The 20131-nt window shown below is 57.9% G+C and carries 14 protein-coding genes; 4 read left to right on the forward strand and 10 right to left on the reverse strand.

Annotated features, from left to right (window positions below; translation table 11 throughout):
* Nucleotides 1-186 precede the first annotated feature (186 nt).
* Nucleotides 187-1044 (reverse strand): pseudouridine synthase family protein, encoded by an 858-nt coding sequence (locus tag DRET_RS08370; RefSeq protein WP_015752108.1) that lies wholly within the window; start codon nt 1042-1044, stop codon nt 187-189.
* Between the two features lie 74 nt (nt 1045-1118).
* Between DRET_RS08370 and DRET_RS08375 the strand changes: the two genes are divergently transcribed.
* From DRET_RS08375 to DRET_RS08385, 3 genes are all read left to right on the forward strand, one after another.
* The gene (locus DRET_RS08375) at nt 1119-1496 is read left to right on the forward strand and encodes an NFACT RNA binding domain-containing protein (RefSeq protein WP_015752109.1); all 378 of its coding nucleotides are present in this window, start codon (nt 1119-1121) and stop codon (nt 1494-1496) included.
* 89 nt (nt 1497-1585) lie between these two features.
* Nucleotides 1586-2260 carry an adenylate kinase gene (locus tag DRET_RS08380; protein WP_015752110.1) on the forward strand — a complete coding sequence of 225 codons (675 nt, stop codon included), beginning with the start codon at nt 1586-1588 and terminating at the stop codon, nt 2258-2260.
* 120 nt (nt 2261-2380) lie between these two features.
* Nucleotides 2381-3235 (forward strand): menaquinone biosynthetic enzyme MqnA/MqnD family protein, encoded by an 855-nt coding sequence (locus DRET_RS08385; protein ID WP_015752111.1) that lies wholly within the window; start codon nt 2381-2383, stop codon nt 3233-3235.
* Between the two features lie 122 nt (nt 3236-3357).
* Here the strand turns inward: DRET_RS08385 and rpsT are convergent, their stop codons facing one another.
* From rpsT to mfd, 7 genes are all read right to left on the reverse strand, one after another.
* Nucleotides 3358-3621, reverse strand: coding sequence for a 30S ribosomal protein S20 (rpsT, locus tag DRET_RS08390; RefSeq protein WP_015752112.1), 264 nt, complete (start codon nt 3619-3621; stop codon nt 3358-3360).
* A gap of 234 nt (nt 3622-3855) precedes the next feature.
* Nucleotides 3856-5946: a glycine--tRNA ligase subunit beta gene (glyS, locus tag DRET_RS08395; RefSeq protein WP_015752113.1), complete on the reverse strand. Its 2091-nt coding sequence runs from the start codon at nt 5944-5946 to the stop codon at nt 3856-3858.
* Nucleotides 5947-5990: 44 nt separating this feature from the next.
* Nucleotides 5991-6863, reverse strand: a complete 873-nt coding sequence (gene glyQ, locus DRET_RS08400; RefSeq protein ID WP_015752114.1) for a glycine--tRNA ligase subunit alpha — start codon at nt 6861-6863, stop codon at nt 5991-5993.
* 216 nt (nt 6864-7079) lie between these two features.
* On the reverse strand, nt 7080-7838 hold the full coding sequence (gene recO, locus DRET_RS08405; RefSeq protein ID WP_015752115.1) for a DNA repair protein RecO: 759 nt from the start codon (nt 7836-7838) through the stop codon (nt 7080-7082).
* Between the two features lie 65 nt (nt 7839-7903).
* On the reverse strand, nt 7904-8932 hold the full coding sequence (locus DRET_RS08410; RefSeq protein ID WP_015752116.1) for a helix-turn-helix domain-containing protein: 1029 nt from the start codon (nt 8930-8932) through the stop codon (nt 7904-7906).
* A gap of 96 nt (nt 8933-9028) precedes the next feature.
* A complete protein-coding gene (locus DRET_RS08415) occupies nt 9029-9964 on the reverse strand; it encodes a SurA N-terminal domain-containing protein (RefSeq protein WP_015752117.1) in 936 nt (311 codons plus the stop codon).
* 111 nt (nt 9965-10075) lie between these two features.
* Nucleotides 10076-13537: a transcription-repair coupling factor gene (mfd, locus tag DRET_RS08420; protein WP_015752118.1), complete on the reverse strand. Its 3462-nt coding sequence runs from the start codon at nt 13535-13537 to the stop codon at nt 10076-10078.
* Nucleotides 13538-14188: 651 nt separating this feature from the next.
* Between mfd and DRET_RS08430 the strand changes: the two genes are divergently transcribed.
* A complete protein-coding gene (locus DRET_RS08430; protein WP_015752119.1) occupies nt 14189-14425 on the forward strand; it encodes a hypothetical protein in 237 nt (78 codons plus the stop codon).
* 339 nt (nt 14426-14764) lie between these two features.
* On the opposite strand, the gene DRET_RS08435 is transcribed toward DRET_RS08430, so the two are convergent.
* Together DRET_RS08435 and DRET_RS08440 are read right to left on the reverse strand one after the other, a co-directional pair.
* Nucleotides 14765-16102, reverse strand: a complete 1338-nt coding sequence (locus DRET_RS08435) for a UDP-glucose dehydrogenase family protein (RefSeq protein ID WP_015752120.1) — start codon at nt 16100-16102, stop codon at nt 14765-14767.
* A 127-nt stretch (nt 16103-16229) separates the two neighbouring features.
* Nucleotides 16230-20120 carry a pilus assembly protein gene (locus tag DRET_RS08440; protein WP_015752121.1) on the reverse strand — a complete coding sequence of 1297 codons (3891 nt, stop codon included), beginning with the start codon at nt 20118-20120 and terminating at the stop codon, nt 16230-16232.
* Between the last annotated feature and the right edge of the window lie 11 nt (nt 20121-20131).

Below are 20131 nucleotides of genomic sequence, written 5' to 3' on the forward strand. Positions count from 1 at the left end.
AATACAGCTCATCTCGCCGCCATTGGGGAATTTTCAGCGGGCTGCTATCTGAACGGAACACCATACCGTATCCAGCAGCCCGCTCAAAAAACCTAAGGGCAAGGCGCAAAAAACGTTCAAGGTCGCAGCGTATTGGGATACGTAAGAGTTTGAACGTTTTGCCGCAACGCCGCCATTGGGGAATTTTCAGCGGGCTGCTGAGTTTTCACTCCAGGGCGGGGGAGTTTCAGCGGTAAATCCAGGCATATGGACCCGGAGGTGGTGCAGGTAAAGCGGAGCGGACGGGGAGTCCTCGCCATACAGCGAATCGCCCTGGATCGGGGTCCCTGCCGCTGCCAGATGGGCCCGGATATGGTGGCGCCGCCCTTTGGCGATGACCACCTCTACCCGGGTGCGCCCTGGGGCGATGCGATACAGGGCCCGGACATGGGTCCACCGCAGCGGATCAGGGTCAGGTTCAAAGACAACAGCCACCCTCTTGCGTTTGGCGGTCTCGATCCGCCATTTGAGCAGTTCCGGGCCAGTCCACTCCCCGTGGATTTCCGCCCAGTACGTCTTGCGCACCCGGCCTTCATCCTGCCAGATTTGGTACTGATCGAACGCGCCCTGGCTCAAGGCCACCAGCACCAGCCCCGAGGTGGGGTAATCGAGACGGTTCAACAGACGTGGGCGTTGGCGGGGAAACAGATTCGGCAGGACAGACTCCACGCTTGGCTCAGGATTGTGGGACTGGGCTTCGCAATGGACATTGCCGGGTTTGAAGACCGCAGCCAGGGCATTGACCACCGAAACAACGCGCACCCCTGACGCGGGCTGCGGTTTCGAGGGAAGAGGCTCCGGGAGCAATTCCAACGTTGCTCCCGCCTCCAGACGACCGCCCTTGCGTTCGGTCCTTCCGTTCTGACGCACACGGCCGGAAGCGCACCATTGTTGCCGCTGGCGCAGGCCGCTTTCGGGCGCCAGCAGGCGCAACCCCTGGTCAATTCGGACCCCGTGCCATTCTTCGGGAACTGCGATCCGCTCAATTTGCTCACTATTGCCCATTGTATTTTCCTGACATGGTTATGAATGTAGCCTCCCTGCGCCAGGGAGGCCAAGAACTGCAGTAAAGGAACCCTATGCCCCGCGCCAAGACGCATACCTACACCCTTCCAGACGGCTGGACCGTGCTGGCGGGCAAGACCGACGCCGACAACGATCTGCTGAGCTTGAAAGATGCCGCTGCCAACGATTGGTGGTTCCACGTCAAAGGCCAGCCCGGCAGTCACGTCCTGCTCCAGGCGCACGAGAGCGGTGAGCCGGACCGGGAGATCCTCAAGGCTGCTGCAGCCATCGCCGCCTACCACAGCAAGGCCCGCAACGGGGGCGTCGTCCCGGTGGTGTACACACAAGCCAAATATGTCAGCAAGCCCAAGGGCGCTCCCCCCGGCACCGTGTCCCTCAAAAAGGAAAAAATTCTCAAGGTCCGGCCCAGGCTGCCTGACTCCAGTGGCTGAGACCGCTACAAAAGGAAATATATTCCGGACATTGACAGGCTTGCCAGACAGGTCTATCACTTTGTGAAATTTTTCTTCAGGAGGATGACATGAACATATTGATTTTCGGTCCGAACGGCAGTGGAAAGGGAACCCAAGGTTCACTGGTCAAAAAGAAATTTGACGTCGCACACATCGAATCCGGTGCGATCTTTCGCGAACACATCAGCGGTGGCACCGATCTCGGCAAACAGGCCAAAGCGTACATCGATCGCGGTGACCTGGTCCCTGATGAAATCACCATCCCCATGGTTCTGGAAACCCTGGAAAATAAGGGCCAAAACGGCTGGCTGCTTGACGGCTTTCCGCGGAACATCGAACAAGCCAAAAAGCTGTGGGAAGCCCTGCAAGCAAAAGGGATGGACCTGGACTACGTCATCGAGATCCTTCTGCCGCGCCAAGTGGCCAAGAACCGGATCATGGGCCGCCGCTTGTGCGTCAACGACAACAACCACCCCAACAACGTCTACATCGACGCCATCAAGCCCGACGGCGACAAGTGCCGGGTCTGCGGCGGTGAATTGAAGTCCCGCGCCGACGACCAGGATGAAGCGGCCATTGATAAGCGCCATGACATCTACTATGATGATCAGACAGGAACATTGGCTGCTGCCTATTATTTCAAAGACTTGGCCAATCAGGGCAAGACAAAGTACATTGAACTCGACGGCGAGGGCGATATCGATTCCATCAAGGAAACCTTGCTCGCCCAACTCTCCGAGTAAGACAGGCGTCTGGTCACCGCCGCGCCCAGCGCGGCGGACCACACCGCAAGGCAGCGGACGATCCTTATCCAGGGGTCGTCCGCTTTTTCATATCGCACACCGACCCAAAGGGATCAGGGCATGCCAACCGCATTGCGCATTGGACGCATCGATTACCTCAACGTCCAACCTTTTTTTGCCGCGCTGGAACACCAATTCTCCCAGACGAACGAAGTCGCCTACCACCGGGGGCATCCTTCGGAACTCAACGCCGGACTGAAAGAAGGGACCCTGGACCTCGCGCCTTCCTCCAGTTTCGAGTACCTCCGAAATGCCGAGCACTACTCTCTGCTGCCTGGGGCGAGCGTCAGCGCCCGGGGCGCCGTGCAAAGCGTCCTTTTCGTCTCCCCGATTCCTCTTGAACAAATACAGGGCGGCCAGAAAGTGCTTCTGACCACGGCCTCGGCCTCTTCTGTGGCTTTGCTCAAAATTTTGTGGCATTTTGCCTGGGAATTGGAGCCTCCCCAATGGGGGACCGTCGATCCCGGCCAAGGCATTGCAAGTGGCACGCCCTTTCTGGAGATCGGGGACGCTGCTTTGCGCCTTTTTTGCAACCCACCTGCAGGATGGTACGTCTACGATCTCGCCGAGGCCTGGCACCGTTTCACAGGCCTGCCTTTTGTCTTTGCCGTCTGGATTGTCCGCAGCGGCCTGGACCCGAGCCACAATGCGATGTTGCACCAGGTCGCCCGAACCATTGCCGATGTGAGCGCACACTGGCCGGGGCCGCTTGAGACCCTGCTCGAACAGACCACCCGCCCCAATTGGCTCGACGCGGCAAGCTTGCGCGCCTATTGGCGCAACCTTGTCCCCTGCCTCGGCCCAGAGGAACAGGCTGGCCTGCTCCTTTTCGCCAAGTACGCCACCGAGCTGGGGCTGCTGCCCGGTACTCCAGGGCTCAACTGGGCCCTGACGCCGGACTCCCCCACCGCCTGACCCGGCCCCATAGCGCCAACGGCCAAGACGTCTCCCGGCCGGACACGCCTTCTGGAATGCGAAAAAAAGCGCTTCCCCGAAAACGGAGAAGCGCTTTTGCAAATTTTCCTGTGACGCGGTGACTAGCCGAGGGCGTTCACCTTTTTCGTCAACCGGGATATATGGCGGGACGCATTACGCCAATGGATGACCCGCTTGGTGGCAGCGCGGTCCAACACCGAAGACGCCTGCTTCAAGGCCTCTTCCGCCTGACCTTTGTCCCCGTTTTCCACAGCGGAATACACGGTCTTCAATGCGTTCTTGACACGGGTCTTCACGGCCCGGTTTCTGTCACGCCGGATCAGGCTCTGTTTATGCCGCTTAAGAGCTGAACGATGGTTAGCCACAACCACACCTCCTCGAATATCTCAATTTTTTAAACATGGCGCCCTTGCAGAACAGCACCATGGGGAAAGCCACTCGCATCAGGGCACGTGCCCCGTAGTAGAAACAAAGGTCTATATACCGACTCCGATCGCTCTGTCAAGACCGAAATCCCGAACCAGATGTTGTCAGCCCCTGGGGCTGCACTGCTCAAAGCCCAAACCGATCCCGGATACCGGTTCAGCCTCACCCTTCAATTAGACTTGAAGCTTGCTGAAGTCGGCCAGCAAAGACAACCGGTCGGTCAACGCCTTGAGCAGATTCAACCGGTTGTGTCGCAGCTCAGGATCATCACACATGACCATGACATGATCGAAAAAACCGTCCACGGCCGGGCGCAATTCCCGCAGCAGGCCAAAAAGATCGTCAAAGGCCTCCTGCTCCCACAGCGCGGCCCATCGCGGCGCCAGGTCCTCCAGGGCCGCGGCCAGAGTCTTTTCCTGCTCTTCTTGCAACGCGGTTGCGCTGTACCCTCCGTCCAGGTCGCCATCGATCTGTGTGCCCTGCTTGCGGATAATATTGTCGGCCCGTTTGAAGGTCAGCACCGCCTGTTCAAAATCCTCCTCGGCCGCAAAACCGTGCAGGGCATCGAGACGTTGGGCCAGGGCGGGCACATCGTCCCATCCCGCTCCCAAGGCGGCATCCACAATTTTCGTACCGTAGCCGCGGCCCTGAAAATACGCTTTGAGGCGATGACCGAAAAACGTCTCCAGGGTCTCTAAGGCGACACCAGGTTCGCTTTTCCACTGCACATCCTTGGCGTAGGCCTGCTGGGCCCAACTCAGGAGATCGCGCAGGGACAAGCGCCAGCCGTATTCGAGCAAAATCCGGATGATGCCCAGGGCCTGACGGCGCAGGGCGTACGGGTCATTGGCCCCGGAAGGGACCATATCCAGCCCGAAACATCCGACAAGGGTATCGGCCTTGTCGGCCAGAGCGACCACCGCCCCTTCCGCGTTTGACGGGACCGCACTCTCCGGTCCGGTGGGCAGATAGTGTTCGGCCACGGCCTGGGCCACAGAGGCGGTTTCCCCTTTCTGACGGCTATACACCCCGCCCATGAACCCTTGCAGTTCGGCGAACTCCCCAACCATTTCACTGACCAGGTCGGTCTTGGCCAATCGTCCGGCCCGCTGTGCGGAATCTGCCGCCTCCGGGGCGACGCGGGCGGCCATCTCTCCGGCGAGCCCCTCCAGGCGCCGGGCCTTGTCGCCCATGCTGCCAAGCGGCCCCAGAAAAATAACCTTGTCCAGTTGGTCCAGCCAAGTCGTCAGGCTGGCCTTGCCGTCGACCTGCCAAAAGAATCTGGCGTCTTCCAGCCGGGCCCGCAGGACACGCTCCCAACCCTTGCGCACCAGATCCAGGTCCTGGGGCACAAGGTTCAAGGTGCACACGAAGTACGGCAAGAGTTCCCCGGCGTCGTTCTCGACCCCGAAACTTTTCTGGTGCGATTGCATACTGGTCAGGAGCACGGCCCGGGGCAACTCCAGGAAACTGGCGTCGAATCCCCCCAATACGGCCTGGGGCCATTCCACCAGGTCGGCGACCTCCCCCAACAGGCTTTCATCCCAGGCCACCCGACCGCCGTGGGCTGAGGCCTGCGCTTCCGCCTCCTCCCGAATCCGGCGCGTACGCTCGGCCACGTCGAGAATAACCCGCCCCTTGTCGCGAAGGATCTCGAAATAGGAAGCGGCCTCAGGCACCTCCCAGGGGCCGGCTCCCATCGTCCGGTGTCCGAAAGTTTGCCGTCCGGCTGTGAGGGAAACGGCCTCCACGGGCACGATCTCACTGTCCAGCAACGCCAGCAGCCAGCGCACAGGGCGGGCGAAAGTCGCCTGGGAGGCCTCCCAGCGCATACTTTTGGGAAACGACAAGGCAGCGAGGAGTTCCTGGCACAACTGGGGCAACAGCTCCCGCGCATCATTGCCCCCCACGGTCTTGCGCACAGCAAGGTAAGCGCCGCGCTCGGTCTGTTCGCTGAACAGGGCGTCCACCTCCACCCCTTGGCTTTTGGCAAACCCTTGCGCCGCCTTGGTCGGTTCTCCGTTGTCGTCGTAGGCGATAGCCACCGGCGGACCGGTGACGAGTTCTTCACGAACAGGCTGTTTGGCGGGCAATTGGGACGCATAGACCACAAGCCGCCGCGGTGTGGCATAGCTCGTCACCTCTGCGGAGAGTTCCTGCTCCTGCAAAAGGCGCCCGGTGGTTTCCACGAGTTGGTCGCGCAGGCGCGGTAAAAACCGCGCCGGTATTTCTTCCGTACCGATTTCAAAAACAAAATCAGGCATACTCAGCTTTCTCCGGTTGCTTGAAATCTACAGGCGACAGGTGGCTAGGACTGGTCGAGCATGGGATAGCCGAGATCCTCACGCTGTTGGGCATACAACGCCGCTACAGCCGAGGCCAGACGGCGAACCCGGGCAATATAGCCGGTACGCTCGGTAATGGATATGGCGCCGCGAGCCTCAAGCAGATTGAACAGATGCGAACATTTGAGGCAATAGTCATAGGCTGGCCAGGGCAACCCCTTTTCGCACAGCTGATGGCCTTCCGCCTCACAGGCGTCAAAAAACGACAAGAGCATGGACGGAGTGCTGGCCTCAAAATTGTAGGTCGATTGTTCGACTTCGGATTGGTGGTAGACTTGGCCGTAGCTCACTTCATTGTTCCAGGCCAGATCGTAGACCGACTCTTTCTCCTGCAAATACATGCAGATCCGCTCCAGCCCGTAGGTCAATTCCACGCTGATCGGCTCGAGATCGATGCCGCCGACCTGCTGGAAGTAGGTGAACTGGGTGATCTCCATCCCGTCAAGCCAGACCTCCCAGCCCAATCCCCAAGCACCGAGGGTCGGGGATTCCCAATCGTCTTCGACAAAACGGATATCGTGCTCATTGGGATCGACACCGAGTTCATAAAGACTCTGGAGATAGATGTCTTGGACATCAGCGGGGGCGGGCTTCAAGATGACCTGGAACTGGTAATAGTGCTGCAACCGGTTGGGGTTTTCCCCGTAACGGCCATCTGTCGGGCGCCGTGAGGGCTGGACATAGGCGGTTTTCCACGGTTCGGGCCCGAGCACCCGTAAAAAAGTGGCCGGATGAAAGGTTCCGGCGCCGACCTCCATATCGTACGGTTGCTGGAGAACACAGCCGTATTGGGACCAAAATTGTTGCAAACGCAAGATAACGTCCTGAAACTGCATGCAGGTCTTCTCCTTAGGACCTAGAATTGTCACCGCCGCCGGCCCTGTCCAGGCGCAGCGGCGCGTCCGTCACGAACTGGTAGAAAAATGCTTCTCCCGCAGGGTATTGCCCCAGAAAACGGCGTCAACTGGTTCCCGATTCCAGCGCCCATGCCTGGATGTCAGGAGCAGACCGCTTGACCGTTTTGCGGACTGCGGGCAGTGGGCAACACGGTTTCAACTGCGGACAAAGCGATTGCCGTCCCATTGAACGCCCAAGTGGTATTGGACATATTGGTCGAGCAGTCGCGCAGTGGCCTGGACCACCTGATCGGCACGCTCGGGAAAAACGGGCCATTGCTCAGGCGGAGCGAGCAGCACCCGCCGCAACAGTTCCCATTGTCCACGCTCCAGTGCCGCCAGCGGACCGGGAGCTCGGCCCTGACAGGCCCCGCAAACGAGGCCGCCGCGTTCCAGGACAAAGGAAGCGTTGCGCCCGGGCTCCAAATCGCAGCCGCAGAGCAGACACTGGTCGAGCTCAGGCTGGTAGCCATGCTCGAAAGCGACCCTGGCCCGGAAAAAAAGCGGCACCACGGGCTCCAAGGCGGGAGTTTCGTCCAGGAGTTGCAATGTCTGCGTCAACAGCGCAAAAATTTCCGGTGCCCCATGCTCTCCCAGTTGCACCGCTTCAACAAATTTGAGGCAGTTGACCGCCATCCCCAAACGCCCGGGGCGTTGCCGCACGCCTGTGAAACGGTCTAAAAGCGCTCCCTCGCAGAGGGTCAAATATTCGCCGCGCTTGCTGCGCTGAAAACGGAACTGGACCTTGCTCACCGCGTCCAGACAGCCGCAGAACCGCCGACGACTGCGCATACCGCCGAAAGCAAATCCCGTGACCACGCCTTTCGAGGGCGACAAGAGGCGTACCCAGCAATCCGCTTCCCGGAACAGCCCAACATGGAGAACCACGACAGGTTCAGTAAATTCTTCTGACATGGCAGTGGCTGACGAAAAAAAGCACGGCAAACAGGCCGTGCTTCACAGTCCAGCAAAAGGCAGGCCTAGGGAAAACGCAGGGTCTTGACCTCACCGGATGAGGCATCCACAGCCACGCTTTCCCCGTTATACATGAGGGAGACCCCTCCGGCGTTGCCCAGGCGGAGTTCAAGGGATTCGTCGAAATGTAGGGCAATGGTCTCTCCGGGGCGCAGATAGACGTCCCGGGTAGACCCGTCGACCTCGGCGCGAAACCAGCACGCCTCGGAAGCGGCGATCTGCAAGACCTTGTCCTCAACTTCTGCGGACGGGGCAGCGGTGTTTTGCCCGCTTTGCTCAGCAGTGTCGACCGAAGTGGCCTCTGGCTCCTCGACCTCGGGGGTCGGCGTCGCTTGGGCCTGGGAAGACGAGGCAGAGGAGGCATTGGTTGCCACAGCCGGCGTTGCATTGGTTTGCCCGTTCGTTGGGGAGGTAGTGCTGTTCACCGGCTGCAGTGACGCATTGGTCGCGTTGCCCGGAGCCCGGACCGGTTCCGAGTCCATCGCTGCCCCGGTCTCGGAAGAAGAGGAGTCACCACCATCTCCCGGCACCGACGGCTTTGGAGCCGAGGCGCTCTCTGATTCCATTTCCAGTCCCTCGGATTCATCCTGACCGAGCGGCGGTTGCGGCTCCGAAATTGGCACCGTGGGAGACGAAAAATAGATATCGTAAATCAACCACCCCCCTCCCAGGAGGATGAAAAAGCTCAGAGAGATCAGACCAACGGCCAAGGCGGAATGACGGCTGGCTTCGGGCTTGGAGATGACCTCCTCGGCTGCGGCATCCCCGGATTCCAGGACCACGCCTTCTTCTTCAAGGCCGTATTGCCGGTCAAAAGACTCAGCCAGTTTGGCCCCGTCCAATCCGAGCAAGGTCGCGTAATTTTTTATAAAGCCGCGGGCGTAAACCGGATGCGGCAGCCCCTCGCTGTCTCCTTTCTCAATGGCCTGGATACAACTGCGGCTGATCTTGGTGCGTTCGACAACATCGGAGAGGGCCAGATTTTGCCGTTCCCGTTCCTGCCGCAGCAGGGCACCTATTTCTTGCAATGTCATAGACTTTTCTCCTCGGCCCGCATCCTTCCTGCCGCTTGTCCAGGTGTCAATTCCCCGCGTCCGGACGACGCCGAAGACAATGCCTGCGCAGGAAAACTAGAGCCGTATATCGACAACCGCCTTGTCCCGCAGCCGTTGGAGGTAGGTTTCCAATTGCTTCTCGAACTTCGGTCCCCGCAAGGTGTCAGCGATGCGGTCCCTGACCGCGGAAAGGGGTTGTACCTGCCCTTTTTGCATGTCCTCAAGATATAAAATGGCTGTCTGCCCCTGAAGGGAAAACGGTTCTGTCATACTCCCCGGGGAGGTTGAGCGCAAGACTTCCTTCCATTGCGGAGCCAGATCCGCCCATTTGACCCAGCCCAGATCGCCCCCCTGTCCGGCAGCTGGCCCTTGGGAGAACTGCTTGGCCGCCTGGGCAAAATCGAGGTCTCCATCAGTGATGCGCTGGCGGAGCTGTTTCGCCTTGTCTACCGACGGCACGGCCAGCAAACGGAGATCGACCTTTTTTTCCTGGGCAAATTGCTCTTGATTGTCCTTGTAGAAGGTCTGAATTTCCTCATTGGTGACCACGACTTTGCGCCGGACCATCGCTCCCACAAGCCTGCGGCGCATGAGATCTTCACGGATATTTTTCTCGAACGAGGACCTGTCCAGCCCCTCGTTGGCCAGCATCTGGTCCAGGCGTTCGTCGTCCCAGCCGCGTTGGGTTTTCATCTCTTCGATCCGATCCTGGACCTCGGCGTCTTCGATCTCCATTTCCAAACGTTCGGCCTCCTGCCGCAGGAGCATATTGTCGACCATAGTCTGCAGGACGCGCTTTTTGATCTCTTCGATCCGATCCTCGGTCAACGATCCGGGCTGTTGGCTTCGGAAACGTTCAACGACCGGGTCGGCCTTTTGGTTGAGTTCAAACAGGGTGATGATTTCTCCGTTGACCACAGCCACGATCCTGTCCACGACCTGTTCGCCGGTAGCGGGAACAGCACTGCAAAAGACCAAAGCCAGCACCAGCACGAGAAGTTTTTTCCGCATAGTTCTCCTCAACACGATTCCTTTTGTATACCACGGCACGCACCCGTCCAGCCGCTTCACCCGGCTACAGGCGGGGAAAAACTTGATTGGGAGGGGAGCGCCAGGGAAAGCTTATTTTGTCTGAGAAGGAAGAAGTCCTTCCAGTTCACGGCTGATTTCCGTGACTGCATCGGCAATACTTTGCTTTTCCGGCAAGCGCAACTCCAATTTGGCCGGGGGTTGCAATCGCGCCCGGTCGCCCTGCTCTCCGACCCAGGCCACCAGTCTGGCCGGATCCACGGCCTGGACCTCTTCAGACCAGGAAACAACCACTCGCTGCGGATACAATTGGACCCGTTCGGCCTGAAGGCGGGCCAAAACCCCTTTGAGTTGCAGCACAGCGGCAAAGGCGAGCAGAGGCTCGGGCAGCACCCCAAAACGGTCCTGGAGTTCCTCCAAAAGCGTCTCGCGCTCCTTCTGCGAACCGGCCGAGGACAGCGCCTTGTAATACCGCAGACGCTCGCCGGTGTCCGGGACAAAGCTCTCGGGAATATGGGCTGCAAACCCGATCTGGAGTTCCGGATCGGTCTGCGGCGGCAAGGCTTCGCCCCGAATTTTGCGGACCTCTTCCTCCAGCATTTCCAGAAACAGGTCCAGACCGACTTTGCTGATCTGTCCTGACTGGCTCTCCCCGAGGAGATTTCCTGCTCCCCGGAGTTGCAGATCGCGCATGGCGACCTGGATTCCCGCCCCCAGATAGTCCGCCTCCAGGATGGCCTGCAACCGCTTCCGGGCGTCAGCCGGGAGGTTGTCCAGAGAGGGAACGACGAAATAGGCGTAGGCCTGGCGCTTGGAGCGACCGACCCGGCCCCGCAGCTGGTACAATTGGCCCAGGCCGAACATGTGGGCCTGGTCGACGATCAAGGTGTTGGCCCGGGGGAAATCGAGACCAGATTCGATGATAGCGGTGCAGACCAGGATATCGAGTTCGCCGTGCCAGAAACGGTGCATGGATTCCTCCAGGCGCCGCTCGGCCATCTGGCCGTGGGCCATGCCCACTCGGGCCTCAGGCACGAGATGCTGGACCATGTCCCGCACCTCAGCCAACCCCCGGACCCGGTTGTGAACAAAAAAGACCTGCCCGCCACGATCCACTTCGCGCTGCAGGATCTCTTGCAATCGGCCGGGTTCGCGTTCGATCAGCGAACTCTCCACGGCCTTGCGTTCCGGCGGCGGCGTTTCGATGACGCTGAGACTGCGCACTCCAGACAGGGAGAGCTGGAGGGTGCGGGGGATGGGCGTGGCGGTCAGGGTCAAAACATCCAGAGTCTTCCGGATTTCCTTGAGCTTTTCCTTGTGCTTGACCCCGAAACGCTGCTCCTCGTCGAGGATGAGCAGACTTTGCTGCGGCAGCCGCACATCCTGGGACAAAAGCCGGTGCGTGCCGATCAGGATGTCGATTTCTCCCCGGCCCGCTGCTTCCAGGGTCTTACGCTGCTGGGCCTTGGGCACAAAACGGCTCAAGAGTCCAACCCGGACCTCGAAGGGCTCCATGCGCTGACGGAAATTCTGATAGTGCTGCTCGGCCAGAACCGTTGTCGGGCAGAGCAAAGCGACCTGCTTGCTGTCGGCCACGGCCCGAAACGCCGCCCGCATGGCAATCTCGGTCTTGCCGAACCCGACGTCGCCGCAGACCAACCGATCCATGGGCTCGGGACTGTCCATATCCTCGAGCACGTCGCTGATCACTTTTTCCTGGTCCGGGGTCTCGGCAAAGCCGAAAGACGCCTCGAATTCGCGGTACAACTCATCGGCCGCGGAATAGGCAAATCCTTTGGCAACCCGCCTGTAGGCGTACATGCGGACCAGTTCGTGGGCGATCTGCTCAATGGCCTTGCGCACGCGTTTGGTGGTCTTCTGCCACGAGGTCCCGCCCAGCCGGTCGAGCGCCGGTGCGGCCCCCTCTCCCCCCTGGTACCGCTGGACCAGATTGAGCCGGTCGGCAGGGACATACAATTTGTCGCTGTCAGCGTATTCCAGGACCAGATAGTCCTGCCCCGCCTGGTCGGCTTGCAGCCGCTGCAAGCCTCCGAACCGGGACAAGCCGTAATCGCGGTGCACGAGCAACTCGCCGGTCTGCAGGTCGTCAAAACTGGATAAGCCCTTAAAATCACGAGCTGTCTGTTTCTGGGCCACCGCCCGTTCCTGGCGCGGTTGCAGGACCTCCTCTCCCAGGACAAGCATATCCCGCCAAGGCAGCTCCATGCCGCCATCAAACGGCATCACCAGGGCGTAGAGTCCTTTCTGGTCGGGGACAAAGGAGGTCTGGAACTGAACACCCTCTTTTTCGATCAGGGAGAGAAATTTGCGCTGGGCGTTGACGGAATCGAACAACAAGATGGTCTGGTGGGTCGTCCGGCGCCAGGTCTTGAGCGACTCGCACAGGGTGTGCCAGGGCCGCCGCTTCTGGTCCGGCCGCCAAAACAGGTCCTCAAACCGGGTGTACCGTTTCTCCGGCAGGGCGACCGCACTGTCTCCCGGCTCCACGGGCAGAGTCTCAAAGAGGATCTGCGTCCCTTCCAACCAGGCCTGCCGGGCGTTGTGCGGTGTACGGACCACCAATTCACTGGGGATTTCCGCCTGCTCCCCATTGGCGAAAACCTGCTGCACGGTCTGCCAGCGGCCCGCCTCTTCCTCCAGATAGGAACGCAAGGTATCCGCTTCACAGAGCATAAAAACGGGATCACTGGGCAACCAGTCCTCTAAAAGGACCGGGCGTTGGTAATACAGACCGGGCCAGAATCCGGCCTCACCGTCCTCGAGATGCTGTTCCAGACGGGCTTTGACCTGCTTGTCCAATGCGCCGGTAGTCCAGAGATGGTGCCATTTGTCCCGGATGCGATCGCGCTCATGCCCCCCGCCCAATGCCGGAGCCGCAGGCATGACGGTGACTTCAGTCATCGACTGTTTTGAGCGCTGACTCAGCGGTTCGAAAAGACGGATTCCCTCCAGCGTGTCGCCGAAAAATTCTAGGCGCACCGGGGATTCGTATCCCGGAGTATAGATGTCCAGGATATCTCCGCGCACGGCGAACTCGCCGAAGCGGGTGACCATGCCGACCCGGTCATACCCCCAGGCCACCAACTGGGTGGCGATGTCCTCGATCTCGATGTCCTCGTTAAGCACCAGGTACAAATAGGCCTGGTCCACAAGCTCGCTGGGCGGCCAATAGGGCAAAAAGTTGTCCGCCGTCAGCGCCAGACCGCACGGCTGACTCCCCAATTTCAAACGCGACAAGGCGGCCCAGCGCGCTCCCCATTGCTCTGTGCGGGTCGAACCGGGGCGAAACGCGTCCAGCTTGACCCACGGCCGCTCCCACAACACCCCCTCCTGCTCGGATTGGCCGGAAAAAAGGGTGACCAGACTCCAGAACCGGTCCAGTTCTTTCTGGCCGGGAAACACGGCGACCACGTTCCGGCCTTTGGCCAGCATCCCCTGCGCCACACAGGCCTGGGAGCCGATACCGCTTTTTCCGACCTGCAGGGCCCGTTTATCACTAGCTAAAAAAGATTGGATTTCCTTTGGAATACGCACGTATTTTTCCTCTGGGCAACGTAGCACCGCACCACTTGGTTATGAAAACTGGTCCCCAACTGACTCAGGTATGGGCAGGCCCACAACAATCACTTGCCCCGGGGCCTCATAGTCTGGAGGGCAGGCATTGTATTCAGCCGGCCCTAAAACCGGGAGCCGAAAGCTCGGTGCTTTCCCCAACACCGAAAGCCGCCCCTTCAATACGACGGGGCGGCTTTCCAAGACGTCCGGCGCTCAATGCGTGATTTCCTGGCCCCTGTTGCAAACAGGCTTGAAGCCCTGACGGTCCATAAGCCGGGTCGGCAGCGCGGTCAAATAGCGCGCTGGACGTGCCCGAATACAGGAAACATGTGGGGCCGCGGACCGCTGGAGTCAATCCCCTGGAACACAAATCCCACGAGAAAACCGGCCCCGGAATCCATTGTGAAATTACAGACTGACGGGTCAGTCACCATTTTCTTGGAATCGCCCAGTCCCCGTCGCGGTTGCCCCCGGCCTCTCTGAGGCGACTGATCGAAAAAAAACAGGCGCTTGCCGGCTTTTGCCACGGTCTGAACCCCAATTGGTCCCGGACTTGCAAAATAGGCAACCTTATACCATACTCTCAATTACCGAGCCAAACGGAACCATATCAAGGAGGGATACCAATCTATGGCCCGATTTGCGCCTTATTTTGATGGCCTGGCCTTGGAAGAACAAATCAAGACCTTGGGCAACGACGAATTGCTCGACTTTTGGGAAGAAGCCCATGTCATCGACTCCGCCGTACAGGAGCAAGAACCCGCTTCTATTCCTCCGTCCATGCAATATGAACGAGCCATTCTCCAAGAACTCCAACTTCGGAGTTGCCAGGGAAGCTTGAGCAAGCAAGCGCCAGCGGCAAACTGACACGGATGCAAAGCCCCGCCTTTCGGCGGGGCTTTTTTTTGAGCATCTCTTCACGGGGCAAGACCACGTCCACGAGAACCGGCATAGGTTTCCACTCCTCTCGGTATTGCCTTGCCCGATTCGTCCCGCCTCCCCCACGTGCCCCTTCTGGGTGCCGATAAACCTGTGGACAATGCCTTTTATGTTTGGATTGTCCTGCGGCCCTGGTAGCGAACGGCCGCTGTCGCCAACAGCCCGCACACCAGTTCGCAGACACAAAAAAACCAACAACACAGGCACTTAGTCTAAAAGGTGTCTGTTTTTTTGCCGTTTTGCTGCCAGTGGAGAATCTTCAGCGGACTACGAAGCGCTCTGGCGTCCGATACAAAAATAGGCAAAACCGCTTTGGCCGAGCAGTTCCGGGGGATACAGATTCCGTCCGTCGAACAGCACCGGAGCGGTCAACTTGGCTTTGATACCCTCGAAATCAGGATTGCGGAACTGATTCCATTCTGTGACCACTGCCAAGGCCTGCGCGTCGTCGAGGACCGCGTACTGGTCGTCGACCACCTCCACCAGATCGTTGTCCGCAAGCAATTCCTTGGCCTTCTCTCCGGCCACCGGATCAAAGGCGCGGATGCGCATCCCCTGCTCCGTGAGTTCCCGGATGACTTCGAGTGAAGAGGCCTCGCGCATATCGTCGGTATTGGCCTTGAAAGCCAGGCCCCACAAAGCCAGGGTCTTGCCGGCGACTCCACCTTGTGGATCGAAATAGCTGAGGATTTTCCTGGCCAACACCTGCTTTTGGCGATCGTTGACCTCATCCACGGCTTCAAGCAGTTGCGGCGTATAGGCGCTTTCCTTGGCGGTGTTGATCAACGCTTTGACGTCTTTGGGGAAACAGGACCCGCCGTAGCCGACCCCGGGGTAGATAAACTGGTAGCCGATACGGTGGTCGGCCCCAATGCCCATGCGCACCTCACGGACGTCTGCGCCGACTTCTTCACAGATATTGGCCACTTCGTTGATAAACGAAATCTTGGTCGCCAGCATGCAGTTCGCGGCGTATTTGGTCATCTCCGCGCTACGCACGCTCATAACCATCATCTTGTCCCGGCTCCGGGCGAACGGGCCGTACAACGCCTTGAGCAGTTCGGCGGTGCGGACGTTGTCCGTTCCGACCACGACGCGGTCGGGCTTCATGAAGTCGTTGACTGCCCCGCCTTCCTTCAAAAATTCCGGGTTGGAAACCACGTCGAATTCGTGATCGACGCCACGCTGGTCCAATGCCTCCTGGATGAGCTGCCGGACCGTGTCCGCTGTGCCCACCGGGACTGTGGATTTGTTGACCACGATCTTGTAGCCGTCCATGAGCTGGCCGACTTCCCGGGCCACCTGGTGCACGAAGCCCAAATCGCAGGAGCCGTCCTCGCGGGGCGGCGTGCCGACGCAATTAAAGACGAACAGCGCGTCCTGAAGCCCTTCAGACAGTTCGGTGGTAAACTGCAACCGCCCTTCAGCCGTCCCCCGGGTGACCATCTCTTCCAGACCGGGTTCGTAGATATGCACCTGCCCCTGGCGCAGGTTGGAGACGACCTCGGCGTTGATATCCACGCAGGTCACATGGTTGCCCATCTCGGCGAAACAGGCCGCGGTAACCAACCCGACATACCCTGTTCCGACAATACATATATTCATATCCGCTCCTTGAAAGAAAAATACAAAAAGAGGACCGCTTTCCCCTGGCGGAAAAGCGGCCCCAGGCCGAGCAAACTGTACTGGCGAACAATCAGGCCGTCAATCGACGCTTTGGTGACGCCAGACCCTATTCCAGATCATGGGTGTGCCAGCCCCCGGAACCGGAGCGAAAATCCTTGATCGGAAGGTTCGGTTGATTGATTTCGAGAATCTCTCCGGTACTCGACTGGACAAAAACCTTCGTCCCCTTTTCTTTCCCCAGGTGGAGATTCGGCGTGATACTCATGCCTTTGCCCAGGCTCTTGATAAACCCAATATATGGCTCATTGGGATCCTGATCACCAAAGACATTTTCAACCCAAGAAGTCCCTGTCAAATAATACAGGGCATAAAGATTACTTCTTCCTTCCGCCTGGCAGACATCATCATTCGGCAAATACGACGAATAGGTCACAACTCCACCGAGAAGCGTGGGCTGACCAATGACTCGCTCCCCATCACCGGTCAATGTGCGCTTCCATCCATCCACATTGCTCGTATTTGTAATATGGTCAACGAGTTCGTAAAACGTGTCGGTGGCCCCATTGTTTGGCAGGCAGTTTGTAGAACCATCAACGCACAATAAATCTGAAGACCCATTTTCAACACGTATATCAGTCACATCCACAAGTCCTGAATCTGTAATAGTGCTAAAATTATAAGCAGGACCTGTTGTTTGCTTTGGCTCTATGATGCCGTAAAACGCATTTGTATCGGTATCTGTTTTATCAGCTACATTCCAGAACTTTCCTGTTCCGAAATAGACCCAGACGTTCTCGCCATAAAAACCAATATTTGGAGCCCCTGTTATTGGACTGTCCACATGGATTTTTTCTTTATCTTCCCATTTACCGGGGTCTGGCTCATCTTCAATTTTCAATTGCCAAAGGCCGCCGCTCCAATCCCCTTTTTTCTCTTCGACAGTCCCGAAATACAAAATATCGGTAAAAAAGTCGAAATCATAGTCCAGAGCGACAAAATCGGTCCCGACGGCCCCCCCTTGGGACGTAACCTTGATAAAGCCAGCCTCTGTGGGGCTGGGATCACAACTGGAGCATCCGGGCAATTGCCAGGAAAAATCGGAATCCGGTCCGCCGTTGTTATCCACGATTTCTAACAGGGGAATCACGACAACACGGGCACTTTCTTCACTCGTCCCCTCCAGGCTATCCGGTCCGGTTCCCAGAATGAGATACCACTGCAGACCAGAACCACTTTTCACCGGTACCACCGTCGGGGTGGTAATGGAGTAGCCCATTTCCAGGCTGTCGTCTCCATCGTAGGTGATTTCACCTAAAAATGTCGGGGCTTTTTCCGGGTTAGTGATATCAAAAATACAATACGAAGACCCGAAAAAACGGTCCTGGTCGAATTCGGTCGGTGTGCCCGCCCCGCCAAAGCGCATACCACTGACAAGGATCGTTCCCCATCCGCCGGGGTGATCGGCGTCAATGGGATCGCCGTTTTCATCAAAGAAAATCTTGACGTCGAAGACCCGTGGCCGGAGGTCGACCATATATTCATGATTGCTGTCGTCTTTCGTCAGACATTCGAGATGGGGCAGCAAATTGTACGGTACGTAGGACCACATCTCAGCACCAAGATCAGCCGCAGCGCCGGACTGGGAATAGGAATCGGTCCCGGGATTGTGGGATTTATAAAAGGTCTTGTCGTTGGAGGAGTAAAATCCGCTGTTCACGGCATGAAGCATGCCGTCGTTGCCGCCAAAATAGACCATATAACGACGGTCGCGGTACTTTCCGTAAAACTCGGAATAGGACCGATCCCCCCAGTAAAAATCATAATTTTCCATGGGCGGACCGACCACGGTGGGCGAGGAATGGACCACATCGCCGAGACGCCATGTCCCAAGATCGTCCGCCACCCCGTCGTTGTTGGTATCGAACCAGAACTCTCTGCTTTTCAAACCGTCCTGGTCCAGTCCGCGAACCCAATTGATAGTCGCATTGCTGCAATAATCCACATCAAGGTCAGTCGTGAAAGGCTGGTACTCTCCGTCATCGACAACACCATCGGTATCTGCGTCGACCCAGGTCATCATATACCGCCGCTCATTGTCGGTTGTACTGTCGACAGTATACTCCGTTCGCTGATTCACAGCATCAAAGAGCGTTCCGCCCCGATTGAGCCAATCCATGGCCGACCACAAGAACTCCACTTCGTTGATGTCTTTGGCCGTGCCGTTGCAGATGCCGTTAAGCACTTTGCCGTCGGAGCACGCCCTGGTCTTTTCAGCATTGGGATCGTAGTACAAAATAACGGACGAGTCCCCGTCATCAAGACCGAATTCAACCGACCCGTCGTCCTCGTAGAGATTGCCGTAATCATCCACAAGGAGCGAATGGACATCACCCACCCAGGAGACCTGGTTGCCTTCCTCGTCGATCAGGTTCGGCCAGAACACCGCCTGGAAGATAGCCCCTCCTCCCTTACGGGACGTTGAAATAACGGAAGCAGCGGAGCCGGAGGACAATCGGTTCAAAATCGAGGAAAAGGCCTGGATCAAGGCCCCTTCCAACTCCTCCCCGGTTTCGGCGCGGAAAAAATGATCCGGCTCGCCGTCGCCGTCCCGATCGAATTCGGAGGTCCCATTGCTCGAGGCCGTGGGCTGGCCACCGCCGTCCAGGTCCACAAAGCCACCGTTCACGGCTGCGTCGCGCAACAGGTCTTCCCCGCCGCCGAATATGGAAATGGTATACAAATCCACGGTCTGATTGCCCGCCAGATCCGAGCGCAAGTCCGTGGTGTGCGCCCACAGGGCCACGTCGTCGAGGTAATCGGTGCCGCTGGAGAGATAGTCGCCCGGATCATTGTTATCGCTGTCATAGTCATGCAAATTCTCAGCGATTTGCTCATCCATGGTCGACTCGCCATCGCTGATGAGGATGACGTTTTGTTGGGAGCAATAGATGTCCTGCGCCTCGGAGGGGAAATAAAACGGATCGTCCTCAGGGCTCAGGCTGTAACTATCGTCGCCTTCATAGTATGGTCCGGTGCTTGCGGTGGCGGTGTCAGACTGTTGCACATACCCCACCACAGTGCGTAACGATTCGGCAAGTGGCGTCCATGTGCTCGGATATATCCCATTGATCGCTTCTTTTATTGCCGTGGCGTTGGCCCCTATGGGTTCTAGCATATGCGCCCCGTCCTTGGTGTCCCCGGTACGGTCAAAAACAAATAAGGACAAACGCATGCGGTCGTTAATATTATCCAGCACACCTTTTGGTGCCTGTGCCTGGTGTACCTGCAGATGCTCGTACGTGGCAATATGACCATCATTGGACCAGTCATCTCCTGATGAGGTAGCGCTGTATACATACCAATCGGTATGGATGCCGCTAACCGGCAAACTGAAAACGATCTCTTCCGTGTGGGGCGTCATATGCCGGTTTTGCCCATTCAAATCGAGGCGTGTTTCGCTATCGTCGAAAACCTTGAAACGGCCCCTATCGGAGGAATCCGAAATCTGAACCTCGAGGGTATTTGTGGTGGAATTGTATTTCCCCCCGGTCATGACATGCCTGGCAATATCGATCCGGTGCATGGACACCCAATTCAAAAAGTTCCCACTCCAGGGGCCATTTTGGGTGTCCACGGAAAAATACCCTTCCGTGGAATTGTAACTGTAATACTCGTACGGATCAAAATAGCCCGTATACGCTTGGGTCGCGTTGAATCCGGACCGAGCCGCAAAGCTAGTGGTTGAACTGTAATCAAACCAGGCCAATTCTTCCTGGTACGCAAACTCATGCATAGAACCCGAATTATCCAGAATAATATGCGTCGAGGGCATGACCCCGGAGGCAATGAACGGAGGGTTGGCTTCGTAATTGGAACACAGCAATTCTGGATCGCCATTGTCGCTAAAAGCAACCGAGGCGAAACCTAAAATCATAGCCCACAATGCAAAGACTATTGTCCACCGCGATGCTTTAAAAACGATCGAGGGCAATGACATAACCATCTCCT

The organism is Desulfohalobium retbaense DSM 5692 (genome assembly GCF_000024325.1).
Classification (GTDB): Bacteria; Desulfobacterota; Desulfovibrionia; order Desulfovibrionales; family Desulfohalobiaceae; genus Desulfohalobium; species Desulfohalobium retbaense.

Coding starts and splice junctions, on each gene's coding strand:
- DRET_RS08415 (WP_015752117.1), bottom strand. CDS start 9,964: ATGCGGAAAAAACTTCTCGTGCTGGTGCTGGCTTTGGTCTTTTGCAGT.
- glyQ (WP_015752114.1), bottom strand. CDS start 6,863: ATGCAGTTTCAGGACGTTATCTTGCGTTTGCAACAATTTTGGTCCCAA.
- DRET_RS08375 (WP_015752109.1), top strand. CDS start 1,119: ATGCCCCGCGCCAAGACGCATACCTACACCCTTCCAGACGGCTGGACC.
- DRET_RS08380 (WP_015752110.1), top strand. CDS start 1,586: ATGAACATATTGATTTTCGGTCCGAACGGCAGTGGAAAGGGAACCCAA.
- DRET_RS08430 (WP_015752119.1), top strand. CDS start 14,189: ATGGCCCGATTTGCGCCTTATTTTGATGGCCTGGCCTTGGAAGAACAA.
- DRET_RS08435 (WP_015752120.1), bottom strand. CDS start 16,102: ATGAATATATGTATTGTCGGAACAGGGTATGTCGGGTTGGTTACCGCG.
- DRET_RS08370 (WP_015752108.1), bottom strand. CDS start 1,044: ATGGGCAATAGTGAGCAAATTGAGCGGATCGCAGTTCCCGAAGAATGG.
- DRET_RS08385 (WP_015752111.1), top strand. CDS start 2,381: ATGCCAACCGCATTGCGCATTGGACGCATCGATTACCTCAACGTCCAA.
- glyS (WP_015752113.1), bottom strand. CDS start 5,946: ATGCCTGATTTTGTTTTTGAAATCGGTACGGAAGAAATACCGGCGCGG.
- DRET_RS08410 (WP_015752116.1), bottom strand. CDS start 8,932: ATGACATTGCAAGAAATAGGTGCCCTGCTGCGGCAGGAACGGGAACGG.
- DRET_RS08440 (WP_015752121.1), bottom strand. CDS start 20,120: ATGTCATTGCCCTCGATCGTTTTTAAAGCATCGCGGTGGACAATAGTC.
- recO (WP_015752115.1), bottom strand. CDS start 7,838: ATGTCAGAAGAATTTACTGAACCTGTCGTGGTTCTCCATGTTGGGCTG.